Here is an 18,079-nt window from a genome sequence, read left to right as displayed (position 1 = left end):
GGTATGCCCCTGATGGGGAGGAACGGCCCGCGCCCGGCGTGTCCCGCCCGTGGGCCGGCGCCGGGCGCGCTACGGCCCGTACGGCAGAGCTGCCGTACGGGCCGTGAGGGGCGGGCCGGGATCCGCCGAAGCGTGGGGCGTCAGACGGCGGAGGGCTCTCGCTGGGCGGCCGGGGCCGCCTCCGCTCCGCGGTCGCCGAAGAAGACCCGGTCGAGGGCCCATGCGCCGGGGCCGGTGAAGAAGATCAGCAGGAACGCCCAGCAGTACAGCGCGGCGGGCTCGCCGCCGTTCTGTATCGGGAACAGCCCCGAACCCTGGTGCATGGAGAAGTACGCGTACGCCATCGAGCCGGAGCTGATGAACGCGGCGGCGCGGGTACCCAGGCCGAACATCACCAGGAGGCCGCCGGCCAGCTGGATCACGGCCGCGTACCAGCCCGGCCAGCTGCCGGTGGGGACGGTGCCGCCCTGGCCCATGGCGCCGCCGAGGACGCCGAAGAGCGAGGAGGCGCCGTGGCAGGCGAAGAGCAGGCCGATGACGATCCGGAAGAGCGCGAGCGCGTGCGGCGTGGATCTCTGGGTGAATGAGGTGAGCGGGGTGGACACGTGGGGACTCCTACGGCTTCTGGGGACGACGTAACCGTGAAGGGCACAGGTTAGGGACACCTAATCTGTACTTGCAAGTTCAACCTCTGGCCATATGGGATCTTTGGCTGGAAGCGGCCGCACCTGCCCCGAAACCACTCCCGCCGCCGACGCCACGTCCGTTGCCGAAGTCACGCCCGCACGCATACCGCCACCCGCGGTCGGGTCCGCGTCCCCGGCCGCCGCCCGCAGCGCCGCGCGCGCCACCGCATCCGTATCCGCCAACGTGACCGACCCGACACCGGGACGTGCCCCGGCCGCGGTCACCCAGTGCACCCCCTCCGTCGGCACCCCGACCGCGAACCGCCGCGGATGGCGCCGCCCGTCGGCCCCGATGAGGTGGTATGGGCTCGGCGACACATCGAGCCCGCCGCTCTCGTAGCCGTCCACGGTGTGCGGCCGGCCGCCGCCCTCGGCCAGCAGCCGGGCCAGCAGCGGGTCCGCAGTGCGCCGGACATCCGGCTCCGGCAGCCGCGCCTCGATCAGGGCCGTCGCCGTCACCGTGGAGCCCGGCACGTCCGGCGAGTGCGCCGTGAAGCCGGGCTCGCGGCCGTCGGCGGAGCCGGGCCGGACCGTCATCCGGGGCCCGACCACCTCCAGCACCCCGGCCTCGATCAGTGCGGTCATCTCCTCGATCCGGCGCCGCGGCGGCCCGATGGAGAGAAAGGCGTTGAGCGGGGTGTACCAGCGGTCCAGGTGGTCACGGCGGGACGCGCCGGCCAGCCCGCCGTGGTCGACGATCTGCCGCAGCTCGTTGCGCAGATCCCGCAGCACGTCCAGGGCCGCCTTGACCGGGCCGGACACATTGTCCTGGCGGGCGTGGGCGATGTCCGCCCGCAGATGGTCCAGCAGCCACTCCCGGAAGGCGGGGCGGCCGGCGAACGACCGCTCCGCGTGCGGCCGGGAGACCCGGTCCCAGTCCCAGCGCTCGCCCGGCCCGATCCCGAACGCGTCCAGGGCGGCGGCCTCTTCGGGGCTGCGGTGCGCGCTGCCCAGGAAGCGCTGCCGGAACCGCTCCCGGAAGAGAGGGTCCGGCATACCGCCCGCATCGCGCCGCGCCAGCAGCGCCTCGTAGTAGACCGTCTCCACCTCCTTGGCCACCAGGGGCCAGACCTCCGCCAGGAAGTCGGGCAGCTCACCGGAGTCCGCGCGCTTGCGGAAGGCCGCTATCACGTCCTCGGTGAGCAGCAGCGGCAGATGACGGCCGTGCGCGCCCTTCGCGTTGTCGCCGCGCGCGTGGTACGGAACGCCGCGCCGGGAGCCCGCGTACAGCCGGGGTTCGCGGCCGGACGGCAGATACGTCAGCGTCCCGTCGGTGCCCCGGACGAACCGCCCGCCCCGGGCCGTCGTCAGCAGCGCCATGTGATCGAAGAAGTTGAGGCCGAGTCCGCGCAGCAGTACCGGACGGCCCGGCGCCAGCGCCTCCAGGGCGGCGGAGAGATCGGCGGGGTTGGCGGGCGGCAGATAGTGCAGCCCGTGCCCGGCGGCGTAGTCGGCCAGCCGCCGCTGCTCGGCGTCCGCGACGGCCGGCAGATGGCCCTGGGCGAGGACCACCGCCCCCAGGCCGTGCAGCGTCCGGCCGTTGTCGAGGGTGAGGGACTGGGAGCCGTCGGGGGCCTCGGCCAGCCGCATCGCGCGGGCCGGGTGCATCACCACCCGCACGCCCTGGGGCGCGGTGCGCACCGTGTGGCGGAAGAACCACTCCAGATAGCGCCCGTACAGCGCGCGCCCCGGATAGTCGTCCGGGCCGACCTCGCACCCCTCCCAGTCGTACAGGCTCGGCCCGGTGCGTATCGGGCCGGCGCACGCCACGCTGTCATCGGTGAACAGGGTGACCTGCGAGGCCACGGTGTTCATCAGGAGCTCGGGCGGCTGGGCGGTGCGCCACACCTGGCCGGCGCCGGGCGGGGCGGGATCGATGACATGGACGGTCAGCCGGGAGCCCGGGGCCAGTTCGGCGGCCGAGGCGCAGATCCGCTCCAGCACGCTCGTCCCGCGCGGCCCGGCGCCGACGAGCGCGAGGGCGGGCCGGGGGCGGTGGTCGGCGAAGTGGTCGGCGGCCAAAAGCGGCTCTCCCTGGGGCGGTGGACGGCCGGGGCGCGGCCGCCCGGGAAGTCGGGCGACGAGCAGAAGTGCGCCCCATCATCACCGCCCGTTCCGCCGGCGGAGGAGTCGAGTGGGCAAAATAACGCGGCGGATTCGCAGAACGCACACCTCCGGCGCACAGACGGAGCGTCACGGACGCCGGAACGCCCGCATCATCCGGACTTCGGCCGTTCGGTGCCCGCCGACGGACCGCCCGTGCCACCGGTTTCCCCGCCCCCGCGGGTATCGGTCAGCGCGGCACGCCAGACCGTGACGAGCCGGACACCGCCCCGCTTCTCCCGGCGGGTCTGGTCCAGGGCCAGCCGCGCCGCCCGGCCCGCCAGGGTCAGCGTCATCAGCTGATTGCCGAACCAGGGACCGCCGGTGCGCCGCCACTTCACCGCCGGCCGGGGCAGCCGCCCGTGCCGGGCCAGCAGCTTGCCCAGCCAGCGGCCGGACCGGCTCCAGCCGAAGCGGAAACCGGCCTGGAGCGAGCCGGGGATGCTGTTGTGGACGGGGGAGCAGGTCAGCTGAAGCACCCGGCTCGTGGGGTGCGGACCGGCGCCGCGCCAGTGCGGCTCCGCCACATACGCGTGGTGCACGTCGCCGGACAGCACACAGACCGTGGCCGGGGCGCCGGGACCGGAGCCGGCCTCGGCGATCAGCTCGGTGAGCGCGGTGAACGATCCGGGGAAGGCCGCCCAGTGCTCCAAGTCGGCGCGCTGGCGCAGCAGCTCGCTGCGGCGGGCCCAGCGGGGGCCGCGTTCACCGGCGCACAGCGCGGCGTTCCAGCCCTCCCCGGCATGGATGAGATGCGGCAGCAGCCAGGGCAGCGAACTGCCGAGCAGCAGATGGTCGTAGCTGCCGCGCCCGTCCAGCACCGCCTGCCGCAGCCATTCGCCCTCGGTCTTGTCGAGCATCGCCCGGCGGCCCTCGTCCAGGACCCGGGTGGCCCGGGTGTCGATCATGACCAGCCGCACCCGGCCGAAGTCGCGGCGGTAGCTCCAGCGCGCGTGCGCCGGATCGTTGTCCGCGCCGGCCGCGAACTCCCGCACCAGGTCCGTCGCGTCCGGCACCGCCCGGACCTGCGCGTACAGCTCGTCGGCGGCCAGTTCGGCGGGCGAGAGATTGCCCAGATGCTGGTGGACCCAGTACGACATCAGGCCGCCGAGTATCCGCTCCCGCCACCACGGGGTCGCGCGCATCCGGGCCAGCCAGGACGCCGAGGTGTTCCAGTCGTCGATCACATCGTGGTCGTCGAAGATCATGCAGCTGGGGACCGTGGACAGCAGCCAGCGGACCTCCGGGTCGAGCCAGGACTCGTAGTAGAGGTAGGTGTATTCCTCGAAGTCGGCGACCTGCTTCCACGGCGGCTCGGTGAGGTCGCGGCGGCCGGCCAGCGCCTGCGCGGTCGCCTCGGAGGTCTGGTCGGCGTAGACCTGGTCGCCCAGCAGGAGCAGGACGTCGGGGCGCTGCCGTCCGGAACCGGCGGCCAGGGTGGCGGCGAGGGTGTCCAGCGCGTCCGGGCCGACCGGGTCGTGGTGCGCCTTCGAGGGCGTCGCGGACCAGCGGCAGGAGCCGAAGGCGAAGTGCAGGGGCTCCTGTGCGGAGGCGGGGAGGGTACGGATCGCGCTCGCGGGGAAGTGGCTGCCGGGCAGCGGCCAGACCTCCTCCCCGCTGCCGGTGGGAGTCGCCCCCGGGTCTTCCAGGAGGACCCGGTAGGGCGTCTCGCTGCCGGGCGTCAGACCCGTCACCGGGACCAGCGCGTAGTGGTGCCCGGCGACCTGCCAGGTGTGCTCCGCGCCGGCCGCCCCGTCGTCGCAGCGGACGTGCACCACGCACGGCCGGTCGGTCTCCACCCATACGGTCGCGCTGTCCGCGTCGACATACCGCAGCAGCGGCCCCAAGCGCAGTCCGGCCATCGGGTGCCTCCCCTTCGTCGTGGTCAGAGGATAGGAGCACCAGGGGCGCGGCGGGTGGCCGGGAGGCGGCGCGCCCGCCGGCCGGTCATTTTCCGGCCGGCGGGCGCACGGGTCGGCAGCCCTGAGGAGCGGGGCTCAGCAGCCGTCGAGGATCTTCTTCAGCGCGGCCTTCTCGGCGGAGTCCGCGGTCATGTCGTACTCATGCTTCACCGACACCCACATCCGGGCGTACTCGCAGTGGTACGAGGTCTTGGGCGGCAGCCACTTCGCCGGGTCCTGGTCGCCCTTCTCCTGGTTGAGGTTGTCGGTGACGGCGATCAGCTGGGAGTGGGTGAGATCGTTGGCCAGCTCCTTGCGGCGCTCGGTGGTCCACTGCGCGGCGCCCGACTTCCAGGCCTCGGACAGCGGTACGACATGGTCGATGTCGAGGTCGGCCGGGTCGGTCCAGGTCGCGTCGTCGTAGGCGGAGACCCACTTGCCGCTGGTCGCCTTGCAGCCGCTGTCCTGCTGTACGTCCGTGCCGTCGCGCTTGAGCACCACTTCGCGGGTGTTGCAGTTCTTGCCCTGGTCGATCCAGTGCGGGAACTTGTCGCGGCTGTAGCCGTCCTGCGGGCCCTCGGCCTGTTCCTTGATGTCGGCGAGGTACTTCCGAGCGGTCGCGGCGTCCGGCGGGCTGGGCGGTGCCGCCTGGGCGGACTGGCAGCTCAGCGCCAGCGTGCAGACCAGGGCCGCGGCCGAGCCCGCGGCGAGGGAAACTCGACGCGCGTAGACCTTTTTCATCGAAACTCCCGGAATGTGGGGGGAAGTTGACGTGCGGTGCGCGGCTCATGGTGTCGCTGTGGGGTTTCCGTGAGACGTGCACCAGGTAACAGGGTGACGACATGCCCACGTCAGTTCAAGGGCTGACGGGGCGGCATAACTGCACAACGGCACTCCGGTTGTGTCGCTCCGGCGTATGCGCCCCTCGTCACGCCCCTACAGTGAGCGCGTGCTGCTGCCGGTCAACGCCACTCTCGGGATCGTCCTCGCCGTCCTGCTGATCGCCGCCGTGGCCGTCGCCGCACTGGCCCGCCTCGGCCACACCCGGGCGATCGCCGTCGCCGGACTGCGCGCCGCCGCCCAACTCGCCGCCGTCTCCTACCTCATCGGCTGGGTGGTGCACGCCGTGCCCCGGCTGCTGGCCTTCCTCCTGCTGATGTTCGCGGTGGCGGTACGGACCGCCGGGCGCCGGATCACCCGGAACCGCACCTGGTGGTGGGCCGCCGCGCCGATCGCCGTCGGGGTCGTCCCGGTCGTCGGTCTGCTGCTGCTCGCCGGTCTGGTGCCGCCGCGCGGACTCACCCTGATCCCGGTCACCGGCATTCTGATCGGCGGTGCGCTGACCGCCACCGTCCTGGCCGGGCGGCGGGCGCTGGACGAGCTGGAGACCCGGCGCGGCGAGTTCGAGGCGGGCCTGGCGCTGGGGCTGCTCGACCGCGACGCGCGGATGGAGGTCGCCCGCCCGGCCGCGTCGGACGCGCTGCTGCCGGGGCTCGACCAGACCCGGACCGTGGGGTTGGTCACACTCCCCGGTGCGTTCGTCGGCATGCTGCTGGGCGGGGCCTCGCCCGTGCAGGCCGGTGCGGTGCAGCTGTTCGTCCTGGTGGCGCTGCTGGCGGTGCAGGCGACGGCCTGTGCGGTGGTGCTGGAGCTGGTCGCGCGCGGAAGGCTGCACCGCGTACCCTTGACGCCAGCAGAAGGGGAGTAGCTCTCTGCCGGACCGTCGACATACTGCCCGCCCGTTGTGGCGAGCCGGCGCCCGGAGCGTGGTACGCAGCAGTGCCGCGCCAGCGAGACCTTCGGCCGCAGTGTTCGACGCTGCCGTGCCGAAGCGACCCCTTTCCCGGGCTCTTTGGCGCGGCCCGACCGATCGAGGTATCCCACCCCGTGTTCAGCTTCACCATCGCCGCCGTCGTCTTCGGCGTCGTCTTCCTCGCCGAACTTCCCGACAAGACCGCCCTCGCCGGCCTGATGCTCGGCACCCGCTACCGCGCCTCCTATGTCTTCGCCGGTGTCGCCGCGGCCTTCCTGGTGCATGTCGCCCTCGCCATCGCCGCGGGCAGCGTGCTGACCCTGCTGCCGCACCGCGTGGTGCAGGGCGTGGTCGGTGTCCTCTTCCTCGCGGGCGCCGCCGTGCTGCTGTTCCGCGAGGGCGATGACGAGGAAGAGGTGAAGAAGCCCACCGACCAGAGCTTCTGGAAGGTCTCCGGGGCGGGCTTCATGATGATCCTGGTCGCCGAGTTCGGTGATCTGACCCAGATCATGACCGCCAACCTCGCGGCCCGTTACGACGACCCGCTCTCGGTCGGCGTCGGCGCCGTCCTGGCGCTGTGGGCGGTGGCCGGCCTGGGCATCCTGGGCGGCCGCACGCTGATGAAGTATGTGCCGCTCGCGCTCATCACCAAGATCGCGGCGGCCGTGATGCTGCTGCTGGCGGGCTTCAGCCTGTACGAGGCGATCGCGGGCTGAGTTTTTTCCCCGCCGCCCACCCCCCTTCGGGGGGTGGGCGGGTGTAGAGGAGAGGTTCGGCCGGCCCGGTGTGCCCGGCGCCGCCCCGGACGGGGGCCGGCCCCCGGGGTCCCGGGCCGCCCGGCGCTCAGCCGCCGATGTGCACCGCGATCACGCCGTCCGCCGACGCCTCGACGCGGACGTGGGTGAGGTCGGGTATCTGCACGGTGGGCCCGAACGCGGCCGCCCGGTCGCCGACGCCGACCACCCGCATCCCGGCCGCCCGGCCCGCCTCAATGCCCGCCTCGGAGTCCTCGAACACCAGGCAGTCCCCGGGGGCGAAGCCCAGCTCGGCGGCGCCCTTGAGGAAGCCCTCCGGGTCGGGCTTGCTGGCGCTCACGCTCTCCGCGGTGATCCGCACGTCCGGCATCGGCAGCCCGGCCGCGGCCATCCGGGCGTCGGAGAGCGCGATATCGGCGGAGGTCACCAGCGCGTGCGGCAGCGCGGCGAGGGCGGCCATGAACGCGGGGGCGCCGGGGACCGGCACCACACCGTCCATATCGGCGGTCTCCTGGGCCAGCATCCGGCGGTTGTCCGCCAGGTTGAGCTCCATCGGGCGGTCCGGGAGCAGCGCGGCCATCGTGGCCCAGCCCTGCCGGCCGTGGACGACCTGGAGGATCGTGTCGCCGTCCAGCCCCTGCTCGGTTGCCCAGCGGCGCCAGCAGCGCTCCACTACGGCCTCGGAGTTCACGATCGTGCTGTCCATGTCCAGCAGCAGGGCGCGGGCGGTGAGCGTGGTGGTGGCCGTCATCGGCGGGCTCCTGGGCGCTACGGACGGTGCGGATCGCGCACGTACGGAAGACACGTAGGGAAGAAAACAGAGCGGTCCCGCCCGCCGGTCAGGGAGTGCGGGCGGAACCACTTTGTTTCTTCACGATACAAAACGCGGCGGCTGCGGACAACCGGGCTGGTCAGCGCCCTGCATCGGGGCTGGTCAGCGCTCTGCGCGCCGGGACACGCCCTAGGTCTGCGGAGCGTGTGTCCGGGACTCCAGGGACGCCCGGGTCGGCGCGCCGTAGACCCCGTCCGGATCGCCCGCCACCCCATAGGCCCGCTGGTAGCGCGCCACGGCGTCCCGTACGTCCGCGTCGTAGCGGCCGTCCTCCGGGCCGGGATACACCGCCAGCTGCCGCAGCCGCCCCTGTAGCTCCACCACTTCCGGGCCGCCGGCCCCCTCGCGCAGCACGATCGGCCCGGTGGGCGGGGCGCTGGGGCCGGGGGTGGCGGGGGAGTCGGAGACGCTGCCGGAGGCCCGGGTGGGGGCGGGGGGAGGCGGGGCCGGGGTCCGGTAGGGCCGCAGGCTCGCCGCGGGGGTGGTCGCGTCCGGTGACGGGGAGCGGGTCGCGGTGGGGGAGGGGGCGCCGCCGGGTGCGCGGGCGGAGGTGCTGCCGGTGGGGAGGGCGGCGTCGGGGGAGGCGGTGCCGCGGTCGGGCGCCGCCGTCCGGGTCCGGTCGCCGCCGGAGAGGGCGTCGGTGCCGATCAGTACGGCGGTGGCGGCCAGGGCGGCCCCGGCGGTGAGCAGTACGGCCGGCAGCGCGCGTCGCCGGCGCGGGGCGGCGGTGGAGCTGCCGGCGGCCGGCTCCTCCTCCGGTCCCTCCGACGCGCTGCACGTCCGGGAGGCCGGGCCGGCGGGGCGGTGACGCATACGGGGTATCAGGGGGTCGGCGGGTACCGCGTCCGGCGGACCGGGGGTCAGGCTCTGCCCGGGGGCCGGGGCCGGGGCCGGGGCCGGGGGCGGTCCGGTGGCGGACGATGACGGCCCGTCGGCGTAGTGCACCGCCGCGTCCACCCCGGGTAAGTCGTCCAGCAGGTCACCCCGGCCGAGCGCGGTGCCGTCCGCCCCGCCGTCGTGGTCGTATGCCTCCGCCTTCCCGTCGGGCAGTGACACGTACGGCCGAACGCGCAGCGGATCGAAGTCGTCCGCCGCGGTCGCCGCACACAGGCAGGCCGGCCGGCCGTGGCCGCGTACGGGGGCGAAGCAGTGCGGACAGGTCTGTGCCGTCACGGGTGTTCCCCTCCCTGGAGGCATCGAACCGGCAGCGATTATCCAGACGCCGCACCGGTCCGCGCAGGCGCTCGAAGACATCCGCCCGGCATACCCCGCGTGTCCTTTGGGAGACCCCTGATGCCGAGCGCCGCTCGGCGGGCCATATCCGGCGGAACCGCCCAGGATGGAAGAAGTCCGAAGGAGACACAGCACGGCAAGGGCGGCCGGCGGCGGCCCGGGACGGGACGGACGGCCCGGCACCGCACCGGCCGCTCCGGGTCCCCGGCACCGCACGGGACGCTCCGGAACGGAGGAAGACGCTCATGGCGCAGGACACCGGCGCTCCGGCCGTCCCCGGCGAGGACCGGTCCCCGCGGACCGTCCTCGTCGCGATCGGCGCGCTGCTGCTCGGCCTGCTCATCGCGGCGCTCGACCAGACCATCGTCGCCACCGCGCTGCCCACCATCGTCAGCGACCTCGGCGGCCTCAACCACCTCTCCTGGGTCGTCACCGCCTACCTTCTGGCGGCGACGGCCGCGACGCCCCTCTGGGGCAAGCTCGGTGACCAGTACGGCCGCAAGAAGCTCTTCCAGACCGCCATCGTGATCTTCCTGATCGGCTCGGTGCTGTGCGGTATCGCGCAGAACATGGGCGAACTGATCGCCTTCCGGGCCCTCCAGGGGCTGGGCGGCGGCGGGCTGATCGTGCTGTCGATGGCGATCGTCGGCGATATCGTGCCGCCCCGCGAACGGGGGAGGTACCAGGGCCTGTTCGGTGCCGTCTTCGGCGGTGCGAGCGTCCTCGGTCCGCTGCTGGGCGGGCTGTTCGTGGACCAGCTCAGCTGGCGCTGGGTGTTCTACATCAACGTCCCCGTCGGCATCGTCGCGCTCGCCGTCATCGCCGCCGTGCTGCACATCCCGCGCCCCCGCACCCGGCACCGGATCGACTACCTGGGTACCGTGATGATCGCCGCGGTCGCCGCCTGCTTCGTGCTGATGACCTCGTTCGGCGGCGTCACCTACCCCTGGGCGTCCTGGCCGGTCGTGGGGTGCGGCGTCCTCGGCCTCGCCCTGCTGGGCGTCTTCGTCGGCATCGAGCGGCGGGCCGCCGAACCCGTGCTGCCGCTGCGCCTGTTCCGGCTGCGCACCTTCTCGCTCACCGCCGTCATCGGCTTCGTCGTCGGCTTCGCGATGTTCGGCTCGATGACTTATCTGCCGACGTTCCTCCAGGTCGTCCAGGGCATCAGCCCGACCATGTCCGGGGTGCACATGCTGCCGATGGTGATCGGCATGCTGCTGGCCTCCACCGGCTCCGGGCAGATCGTCAGCCACACCGGCCACTACAAGGTCTTCCCGATCGCCGGCACCGGTGTCGTGGCGCTCGGTCTGCTGCTGTTGCACCAGCTCGACCCGGACAGCGGCGTCGCCGGCATGAGCGCCTGCTTCTTCGTCTTCGGCTTCGGACTCGGCCTGGTCATGCAGGTGCTGGTGTTGATCGTGCAGAACGCGGTGCCCTACCAGGACCTCGGTGTGGCCACCTCCGGCGCCACCTTCTTCCGCTCCATCGGCGGCTCGTTCGGCGTTTCCATCTTCGGCACGATCTTCGCCGGCCACCTCGGCCCGCGGATCGCGGACGCCGTCGCCGGGCAGCAACTGCCGCCCGGCATCACCCCCTCCAGGATCGCCGAGGACCCGCGGACCGTGGCTCAGCTGCCGGCCGGGCTGCGGGCCGGTGTCCTGGACGCCTACGCCGTCTCGATCACCGATGTCTTCCTCTACGCCGTCCCGGTCGTCCTGGTGGCCTTCGCGCTGGCCTGGTTCCTCAAGGAGGAGCCGCTGCGCAGCAGTGTCACCGCGCCCGACACCAGCCAGGTGCTGTCCTCCAACCCCGTCGAGCGGTCCTCACGCGACGAGGTCGCCCGCGCCCTGTCCACCCTCGGCAGCCGGGAAGGCCGTAAGCACATCTACGAGAAGATCGCCGCGCGGGCCGGACTGGACCTCAAACCGGCCGCCGCCTGGCTGATCCTGCGCATCCACCGCTACGGCTCGGTGGAACCGGCACTGCTCGCCGAACGCAGCACCGTGCCGCTGGGCGTGATCAGCGAGAGCGTCCGGCAGATGGAGGTACGCGGACTCGCCACCCGCGAGGGGCTGTTGCTGCTGCTCACCGGCCGCGGACGGGACACCGCGGAGCGGCTCGCGGCGGCGCGTCAGGAGTCGCTCGCGGAGATGCTGGGTGACTGGTGGACCAGGGACCGGCCCACCGATCTCACCGAACTCGTCCATGAGTTGACGGCGGAGCTGTGCGGTTCGGACGCGGAGGAGCCGCACAACGGCGACGCCCGGCCGCCGGTGCCGCGCACCCCGCCGCCCGCGCCCCAGCCACCGGACCTGGCGAAGTGAGCCCGGCCGGCGGGGGCGGCGCCGGCCCCGGACCGTCAACGGCCCCCGGCCAGCCGCTTCTCGAAGAAGATCTCCGCGTAGGGATCGTCGTGGTAGGGCTCGATCTCCTCGAACCCGTGCCGCCGGTAGAGCGCGACGGCCTCCACCAGATCCCGCCGGGTGTCGAGCCGCATCCGCTCGGCGCCCAGCCGCAGCGCGGCCGTCTCGGCGGCCCCCAGCAGCGCGCCCGCGCCGCCCCGCCCGCGCCAGGCGGCCCGTACGAACATCTGCTTGAGCTCCGCGGTGCGCGCGTCCAGCAGCCGCACTCCGGCACAGCCCGCCACGTCCCCGCCGTGCCGCGCCACCAGCAGCACCCCGCCCGGCGGTGCCAGATCGGTGCTCGGGTACTCCGCCAGCCCCTCGTCGATCTCCGTCGCCGTCGAGCGGCGGTCCTCATGGAGCGCGAAGTAGCGGTCGGCCACCTCGGTGTAGTAGTCCCGCAGCAGCGCCGCGGCGTCCGGCGAGCCGACCGGTTCGGCCGAGACGGCCCAGGGGAGACGGAGGGTGGCGGCGTCACTCATGGCGCCATTGTCACGGCCGGGCCGGGGCCCCGCGCAACGCATTTCGGGTGACGCCGCCGGTGACACTCAGCCCTGCTTCGGCCCGGTCTGCTGCACCACCTCGAAGGACCACAACGTCGACCCGGACGCGGCCGGCTTGGGCCGCTCCCCGCCTGCGGCACCGCTGCCCTGCTGGTGCGCGGCCTTCATCGGCCCCTCCATCCACGCCTGGAACGACTCCTCGTCCCGCCAGCGGGTGTAGACGAGGTACTGGTCGGTGCCCTCCACGGGGCGCAGCAGCTCGAACCATTCGAAGCCGTCCGAGGAGTCCACGGTCCCGGCGCGCGCGGCGAAGCGCTGCTCCAGGACCTCGCGCTGCTCGGCGGGGACGGTCAGTACATTGATCTTCACGATGCTCATACCGACCATCGTGCCGCACGCGGGCCGAGGGGCGCAGATCAGGGCCGGGTGCCACGGCCGTGCGGCACCCCGCCCGGTGGCCTCGGCGCCGTCACGTCAGGGGCGGCCGCACCGGGCGCGGCGGCGGCACGGGGCGGCGGCTGCGCAGCACGGCCACCAGCGTGGCCGCCGCCAGGAGCAGCAGTGTGCCGCCGACCGTCAGTAGCCAGGCCGGGATTCCGCCCACCCTCAGGAGCGCGGAGGCGTAGGTGACCCGCTGGAACGGGGTGTCCCCGGCGGTGCGGACGAGTTCGTGGTCGCCGGTGATGTGCCGGGGCTGCGGGAAGGTCTGGTCGAGCGCGGTCAGGAACGTGCGCTTGGTGCCGCCGAGTTCGCGCAGGGCGCCCACGGGGGTGATCCGGCCCGCGAAGAAGACCTCGGGATCGGTGCCGCCGAGGGCGCTGCGTGGCTCCATCCGGTGTGGTGCGAGGACGTAAAGGCCCAGCGACTGCGGTGTTTTGGCGAGGCGGGAGAGTCGCATGGGGTAGACGAGCCGGTCGCTGGCGAAGGAGAGTCGCAGCGGTTCGAGGGTGCCGGTCAGCGGGCGGTGCGCTGTGGCCGGGGCCAGGCGGATTGCGACGTACTCCCAGCGCTGGGCCACATACGGGCGGAGTTCGGTGGCCAGTGCGTCGGGGAGTTGGAACCCATTGGTTTTCAGCCAGTTGCGCAGCGCCTGCGGGTCGGTGGCGGTCAGCCGGGCCACGTCGAACGGGCCCAGGCGCTCGCGGCCGACCACCCCGACCCCGGGGCCGCGGGCTCCGGGAGCCGGGGCCCCGGCGGCGGTGCCGTCCCCCGCGAACGGCCAGTCGCCGCCCCGGGGCCAGAAGTGGTGGCGCCGCTCGACGGACGGTGCGGTCAGCGCGGCGAGCTGGTCGAACAGGCCGGGGTCGCCCAGCTTCACCGTGGCCCGGTGTGGCACGGGCATGATCCACGCGGCGTCGGGGGCGGTGCCGTTCACCGTCAGGCTCATCACGATCCGCTCGGACCGGCCGTCCCAGCGCACCACCGAGGTCTCGCGGTCCACCGCCATGGTGGTCTTCGGATCGTGCACCATCGCCCCGCACCCACAGGCGTACGCCGGTCTGGCCAGCGACACCAGCTGCACGGCCAGCAACATCAGCACCACCAGCAGCGCGCGCCGCCGCCCTGTGGTGCGTGCAGCCACCGCGCCCGTAGCCGTGCCCATCCTCGTCCCCCGTTCACCGCCGCCGGTCAAGTGATCGGCAGCGACACAGACGGCGGCGGGGCGTGGCCGGTTCCCGCCCCTGCCCGGGGGGACGCCGAGGGCCCGGCCGGAAGCATCCGGCCGGGCCCGCTACGCCTGGGGCAGTCCGCGGATCAGACCGCCGCGTCGGCCTTGGCCGCGCCGCGCGCCGCGTGCCGGACCTCCTGCGCCTCGGCCTCGGTCTCGACGGCCGGCGGGGAGCCGGGCAGCGGCTTACCGGCGCTCTCCGACATCAGCAGGACGGCGATGCCGCCGATCACGGCCGCCGCCATCATGTAGTAGGCGGGCATCATCTTGTTGCCGGTCGCGCCGATCAGCGCGGTGACCACCAGCGGCGTCGTCCCGCCGAAGAGCGACACGGAGACGTTGAAGCCGATCGACAGCGAGCCGTAGCGGACCTTGGTCGGGAACAGCGCGGGCAGCGTGGACGGCATCGCCGCGGTGAAGGTGACCAGCAGCAGGCCCAGCGCGGCCATGCCCAGCGCGATGGCGGCCAGCGACCCTTGCCGGATCAGCAGCAGGGCGGGCACGGACAGCAGCAGGAAGCCGAGGCAGCCCGCGCCGATGATCGGCCGGCGGCCGAAGCGGTCGGTGAGCTTGCCCGCGAACGGCTGGACGCCCATCATCAGGACCATCACCGCCAGGACGACCAGCAGCCCGTGTGTCTCGTCGTACTTGAGCTCCGAGGTCAGATAGCTCGGCATGTACGACAGCAGCATGTAGTCCGTGACGTTGAAGACCAGGACCAGCCCGACGCACAGCAGCAGCGCCCGCCACTGACCGAAGATCATCTCGCGGAGGCCGATCCGCTTCTCGGCCTCGCGGCGCGCCTTCTCCTGTGTCCGCGCCTCCTTCTCCAACTGCGCGAAGGCCGGGGTCTCTTCGAGCCGCATCCGCAGGTAGAGGCCGATGATGCCCATCGGTCCGGCGATCAGGAACGGGATCCGCCAGCCCCAGGAGTTGAGGTCCTCGGTGGACAGCAGCGCGGTCATCAGCGTGACCAGGCCGGCGCCGCCGACGTAGCCGGCCAGGGTGCCGAACTCCAGCCAGCTGCCCAGGAATCCGCGCTTCTTGTCCGGCGCGTACTCGGCGATGAAGGTGGAGGCGCCGCCGTATTCACCACCGGTGGAGAAGCCCTGTACCAGGCGGGCGACGAGCAGCAGGATCGGTGCGCCGACGCCGATGGAGGCATAGGACGGGATCAGCCCGATGGCGAAGGTGCCCGCCGCCATCATGATCATGGTGATCGCGAGGATCTTCTGCCGGCCGATCCGGTCACCGAGCGGCCCGAAGACCATGCCGCCGATGGGCCGCACCAGGAACGCCGCCGCGAACGCTCCGAACGTCGACAGCAACTGCGCGGTCGGATTCCCGGACGGGAAGAAGACATGTCCGAGGGTGACCGCGATGTAGCTGTACACGCCGAAGTCGAACCACTCCATCGCATTGCCGAGCGCCGCGGCCGACACCGCGCGCTTGACCATCGCGGGGTCGACGACGGTCACCTCGCCCGATGCGTGCTGCGCGGAATCCGCGGCGCGGTCCTGCGGGGCACCGGATGCCGCATCTGCTCGACTGCCGACGGGGTGACGGGGCCCGGGGGCAACGGGGGACTGCGTCGGCACGTGCTCGCTCGCCTGCGCTCTCTTGGACGACAACATGACATCGCCCGCCGTGGGGAGGCGGGCAAAACCCGTCATGACGCGACGGGCAAAGGTCGACCATAGGGGCAGACCGGATCATCACGGACGGTGCGCGGACGACCGCGCAGTCGGCCGTATACCCGCTCCTTGCAGGGGAAACGCCCTTTCGGGAAACACTTTGGGACACCTGCGGCTGTGATCCATATCGCGAAGATCCGCTGCAACCATCGGCCCGTTGTGACGTGTGCCATGCCCCATGGGAGGCGGGTGCGGCCGGGCAGGAAAACGGCGCGGCGGGCCAGACCGCACCGCCGCGCCGAGGTGGATCGTCGCGTTCCCTCAAGGATCAGCCATGACGGCCCGCCCCGCCACTCGGGGGCGCCCCGGCCCGGTACCCCGGTGCCGCGGTCCGGGCCGCCGCGACCTCACGGCATCCACGCCTCGTACGACATGACCTCACCCGACTTGATCTTGAACTCCGGCTCGTCCTTGGTGAAGGTGATCTCCAGCCCGAGGAGGTCGCCGGTCCGCGGGTCGAGGATCACCATCTGGCGGGTGGAGTTCATCGCGCCGTCCGGGCCGTCGTACACATACGCCTGCCCGCGCCGGCCCAGCCGGTCGGTGACCACCCCCGCCGGCCGCAGACCGTCCGCATCGGCCAGCATCCGGACGACGGCGGCCGTCTCCCGTGGCCCCGGCGTCCACTCCTGACGGAACGAGGAGAGCGCCGACAGAAGTTGCGGCGTCGTACTGGTGCCGTCCGCTCCGCCGTACAGCCAGGAGAGCTGTTCGCGCAGCTTCCCGGCGTCCGTCGCGGGCTTCGTACGGGCGGCCAGCCCGCTGTGCCGGGCCTCCGAGCCCGCCGGGTAGGTCTTGCGGTGCAGCACCTTGCGGTCGCTGACGGTCTGCCAGGTACCGTCGTTGTCGTGGATCACCGGACGGCCCGGGTGCCGCGGGTCGGTGGCCACGACCAGCTCCGAGCCGCTGCCGTCGTCGTTCCAGCTGGTGATGCGCTCCTCGGGCACGGTTACGGGGGGCGCGGCGTCCGGGCCCGACTCCATGCTCATGTACCAGCTCTGGAGGTGGCTGCCCCGCCGCGGCCCGTCCTCGCGGCCCGCCGCCCGCGCCCTGGCCTCCGCCCGGAGGGCGAGGGTGTCCAGCGACACGGACGGCGCGTCGGCGTGTACGGACAGGGCGAGCGGCGCGGCGACGGCGGGGCTGCTGCCGGCGCCGGAGAAGGTCAGCACCAGGGCCGCGGCGGCCGCCGCCGACGCGGCGGCCAGGCCCATCAGCAGGGGCCGCCGGCGCAGCGGACGCGGGCGGCCGCCCGGCTCGGCACCGGCCGTCAGTGCCGCCAGTTGGGCCTTTGCCCGTGCGGTCAGCGGGCGGTCGCGCCAGGGCCCCTCGTCGGCGGAGACGGGGTCGGCGCGGCGCAGCAGCTCCAGTTCCTCAGTCATGGCGGCGGCCTCCCGCTCGGGTCGGTACGGGGTAGGGGGTGAAGGGACGGGAGGCGGCCGGGCGCGGCGCCGGTTCCGGCGAGGGGGGCGCCTCGGGCCGTGGTGGGGGCGCCTCGGATCGGGCAGTGCCGCGCTGGCGCATCCGCTCGATCTGGGTACGGAGCCGGCCGCGCGCCCGGTGCAGCCGCATGGCCGCCGCGCTCTGACCGCACCCGAGGGTCACCGCCAGCTCCTCGATGGTCAGTTCCTCCCAGGCCGTCAGCCGCAGCACCTCCTGGTCGGCGGGGGAGAGCCGGGCCAGCGCCTCGTGCACCCAGGAGCCGGGCCGCTCGGCGTCCGGACTGTCCACGGTCTGCCGGCGGTGCGCCGCCTCGTGACTGCCGAGCCGGTGCAGCAGCCGCCGGTAACGGCTCAGCCCCCGCACCGTGTTGGCCAGAGTGTTCCGGGCCACCCCGTACAGCCAGGGCAGCGGCGCATCGGGGAGCTCGGTGCGGCGTCTCCAGGCTATGGAGAAGACCTCCGCCACCACTTCCTCGACCTCGTGTGCCTGCCCGTCCAGCCGCCGCGCCACGAAGCGGCTGACCGCCCAGTAGTGCGCGCGATAGGCCTCGGCGAAGGCGTCGTCCGTGCTCATGAACCCTTGGTGTCCGGCATGGCCCCGATCTTCACACCCTCCGGGGTGAGACTTGCCACCCCGTCTCGTCCCCCGCGCCGGTGAGGACCGCGACGGCTCCGGACACCTACCGGGCATGAAGTTTCCCGTGAAGTGGCTGACGACCACTGACCACAAGACGATCGGCACGCTCTACCTGGTCACCGCGTTCGCCTTTTTCTGCCTCGGCGGTCTGCTGGCCCTGGTGATGCGCGCCGAACTGGCCCGTCCCGGCCACCAGATCGTGTCGAACGAGCAGTTCAACCAGGCATTCACGATGCACGGCACGATCATGCTGCTGATGTTCGCGACGCCGCTGTTCGCCGGATTCGCGAACTGGATCATGCCGCTCCAGATCGGCGCCCCCGATGTCGCCTTTCCCCGGCTGAACATGCTCGCGTACTGGCTCTATCTCTTCGGTTCGCTGATCGCCGTCGGAGGATTTCTGACGCCCCAAGGGGCCGCCGATTTCGGCTGGTTCGCCTATGCGCCGCTCTCCGGCGCGGTGAATTCCCCC

At 72.9% G+C, this 18,079-nt stretch carries 16 protein-coding genes; 4 read left to right on the top strand and 12 right to left on the bottom strand.

The annotated features are described in order from the left end of the window. Window positions 1-140: 140 nt before the first annotated feature. The 4 genes from AC3EUV_RS08975 to AC3EUV_RS08960 form a co-directional block, all read right to left on the bottom strand. The gene (locus tag AC3EUV_RS08975; protein ID WP_432141763.1) at window positions 141-605 is read right to left on the bottom strand and encodes a DoxX family protein; all 465 of its coding nucleotides are present in this window, start codon (window positions 603-605) and stop codon (window positions 141-143) included. A gap of 60 nt (window positions 606-665) precedes the next feature. Continuing rightward, complete coding sequence (locus AC3EUV_RS08970) at window positions 666-2,708, bottom strand: FAD/NAD(P)-binding protein (RefSeq protein ID WP_435602599.1); 2,043 nt, start codon at window positions 2,706-2,708, stop codon at window positions 666-668. Window positions 2,709-2,902: 194 nt separating this feature from the next. Then, window positions 2,903-4,651, bottom strand: a complete 1,749-nt coding sequence (locus tag AC3EUV_RS08965) for an alkaline phosphatase D family protein (RefSeq protein WP_432141765.1) — start codon at window positions 4,649-4,651, stop codon at window positions 2,903-2,905. Between the two features lie 135 nt (window positions 4,652-4,786). Next, window positions 4,787-5,431 carry an HNH endonuclease family protein gene (locus tag AC3EUV_RS08960; protein ID WP_432141766.1) on the bottom strand — a complete coding sequence of 215 codons (645 nt, stop codon included), beginning with the start codon at window positions 5,429-5,431 and terminating at the stop codon, window positions 4,787-4,789. Window positions 5,432-5,639: 208 nt separating this feature from the next. On the opposite strand from AC3EUV_RS08960, the gene AC3EUV_RS08955 reads away from it, so the two are divergent. Then, entirely contained in the window at window positions 5,640-6,398 is a 759-nt protein-coding gene (locus AC3EUV_RS08955) for an ABC transporter permease (RefSeq protein WP_435602598.1), read from the top strand. A gap of 179 nt (window positions 6,399-6,577) precedes the next feature. Further along, window positions 6,578-7,159, top strand: coding sequence for a TMEM165/GDT1 family protein (locus tag AC3EUV_RS08950; protein WP_435602597.1), 582 nt, complete (start codon window positions 6,578-6,580; stop codon window positions 7,157-7,159). A gap of 127 nt (window positions 7,160-7,286) precedes the next feature. Here AC3EUV_RS08950 and AC3EUV_RS08945 read toward each other — a convergent pair whose 3' ends face one another. Together AC3EUV_RS08945 and AC3EUV_RS08940 are read right to left on the bottom strand one after the other, a co-directional pair. Next, window positions 7,287-7,949, bottom strand: a complete 663-nt coding sequence (locus tag AC3EUV_RS08945) for an HAD-IA family hydrolase (RefSeq protein ID WP_432141769.1) — start codon at window positions 7,947-7,949, stop codon at window positions 7,287-7,289. 210 nt (window positions 7,950-8,159) lie between these two features. Next, complete coding sequence (locus tag AC3EUV_RS08940) at window positions 8,160-9,203, bottom strand: peptidoglycan-binding domain-containing protein (protein ID WP_435602596.1); 1,044 nt, start codon at window positions 9,201-9,203, stop codon at window positions 8,160-8,162. A 305-nt stretch (window positions 9,204-9,508) separates the two neighbouring features. Between AC3EUV_RS08940 and AC3EUV_RS08935 the strand changes: the two genes are divergently transcribed. After that, on the top strand, window positions 9,509-11,587 hold the full coding sequence (locus AC3EUV_RS08935) for an MDR family MFS transporter (RefSeq protein ID WP_432141771.1): 2,079 nt from the start codon (window positions 9,509-9,511) through the stop codon (window positions 11,585-11,587). A 35-nt stretch (window positions 11,588-11,622) separates the two neighbouring features. Here AC3EUV_RS08935 and AC3EUV_RS08930 read toward each other — a convergent pair whose 3' ends face one another. The 6 genes from AC3EUV_RS08930 to AC3EUV_RS08905 all read right to left on the bottom strand — a co-directional run bounded on the left by AC3EUV_RS08930 (window position 11,623) and on the right by AC3EUV_RS08905 (window position 17,544). After that, window positions 11,623-12,147, bottom strand: coding sequence for a GNAT family N-acetyltransferase (locus tag AC3EUV_RS08930; RefSeq protein ID WP_432141772.1), 525 nt, complete (start codon window positions 12,145-12,147; stop codon window positions 11,623-11,625). Between the two features lie 66 nt (window positions 12,148-12,213). Beyond that, window positions 12,214-12,546: an antibiotic biosynthesis monooxygenase family protein gene (locus AC3EUV_RS08925; protein WP_432141773.1), complete on the bottom strand. Its 333-nt coding sequence runs from the start codon at window positions 12,544-12,546 to the stop codon at window positions 12,214-12,216. 91 nt (window positions 12,547-12,637) lie between these two features. Next, the gene (locus AC3EUV_RS08920) at window positions 12,638-13,771 is read right to left on the bottom strand and encodes a DUF2330 domain-containing protein (protein WP_435602595.1); all 1,134 of its coding nucleotides are present in this window, start codon (window positions 13,769-13,771) and stop codon (window positions 12,638-12,640) included. A gap of 152 nt (window positions 13,772-13,923) precedes the next feature. Further along, complete coding sequence (gene proP / locus AC3EUV_RS08915; RefSeq protein ID WP_432141775.1) at window positions 13,924-15,435, bottom strand: glycine betaine/L-proline transporter ProP; 1,512 nt, start codon at window positions 15,433-15,435, stop codon at window positions 13,924-13,926. 443 nt (window positions 15,436-15,878) lie between these two features. Beyond that, window positions 15,879-16,910 (bottom strand): CU044_5270 family protein, encoded by a 1,032-nt coding sequence (locus AC3EUV_RS08910; RefSeq protein WP_432141776.1) that lies wholly within the window; start codon window positions 16,908-16,910, stop codon window positions 15,879-15,881. Then, window positions 16,903-17,544 carry an RNA polymerase sigma factor gene (locus tag AC3EUV_RS08905; protein ID WP_432141777.1) on the bottom strand — a complete coding sequence of 214 codons (642 nt, stop codon included), beginning with the start codon at window positions 17,542-17,544 and terminating at the stop codon, window positions 16,903-16,905. Before AC3EUV_RS08905 ends, AC3EUV_RS08910 begins: the two co-directional genes overlap by 8 nt. A 115-nt stretch (window positions 17,545-17,659) precedes the next feature. Between AC3EUV_RS08905 and AC3EUV_RS08900 the strand changes: the two genes are divergently transcribed. Next, a partial coding sequence (locus AC3EUV_RS08900; RefSeq protein ID WP_435602594.1) for a cbb3-type cytochrome c oxidase subunit I occupies window positions 17,660-18,079 on the top strand: 420 nt, incomplete at its 3' end.

The sequence above is a fragment of the Streptomyces sp. bgisy130 genome (genome assembly GCF_057708345.1).
This window is presented reverse-complemented; position numbering and strand designations above follow the sequence as displayed.

What these genes read in the sequence shown, in the direction of transcription:
- AC3EUV_RS08905 (WP_432141777.1), bottom strand. Translation starts at nt 17,544, where the DNA reads ATGAGCACGGACGACGCCTTCGCCGAGGCCTATCGCGCGCACTACTGG.
- AC3EUV_RS08945 (WP_432141769.1), bottom strand. Translation starts at nt 7,949, where the DNA reads ATGACGGCCACCACCACGCTCACCGCCCGCGCCCTGCTGCTGGACATG.
- AC3EUV_RS08925 (WP_432141773.1), bottom strand. Translation starts at nt 12,546, where the DNA reads ATGAGCATCGTGAAGATCAATGTACTGACCGTCCCCGCCGAGCAGCGC.
- AC3EUV_RS08965 (WP_432141765.1), bottom strand. Translation starts at nt 4,651, where the DNA reads ATGGCCGGACTGCGCTTGGGGCCGCTGCTGCGGTATGTCGACGCGGAC.
- AC3EUV_RS08910 (WP_432141776.1), bottom strand. Translation starts at nt 16,910, where the DNA reads ATGACTGAGGAACTGGAGCTGCTGCGCCGCGCCGACCCCGTCTCCGCC.
- AC3EUV_RS08960 (WP_432141766.1), bottom strand. Translation starts at nt 5,431, where the DNA reads ATGAAAAAGGTCTACGCGCGTCGAGTTTCCCTCGCCGCGGGCTCGGCC.
- AC3EUV_RS08930 (WP_432141772.1), bottom strand. Translation starts at nt 12,147, where the DNA reads ATGAGTGACGCCGCCACCCTCCGTCTCCCCTGGGCCGTCTCGGCCGAA.
- AC3EUV_RS08935 (WP_432141771.1), top strand. Translation starts at nt 9,509, where the DNA reads ATGGCGCAGGACACCGGCGCTCCGGCCGTCCCCGGCGAGGACCGGTCC.
- AC3EUV_RS08920 (WP_435602595.1), bottom strand. Translation starts at nt 13,771, where the DNA reads ATGGGCACGGCTACGGGCGCGGTGGCTGCACGCACCACAGGGCGGCGG.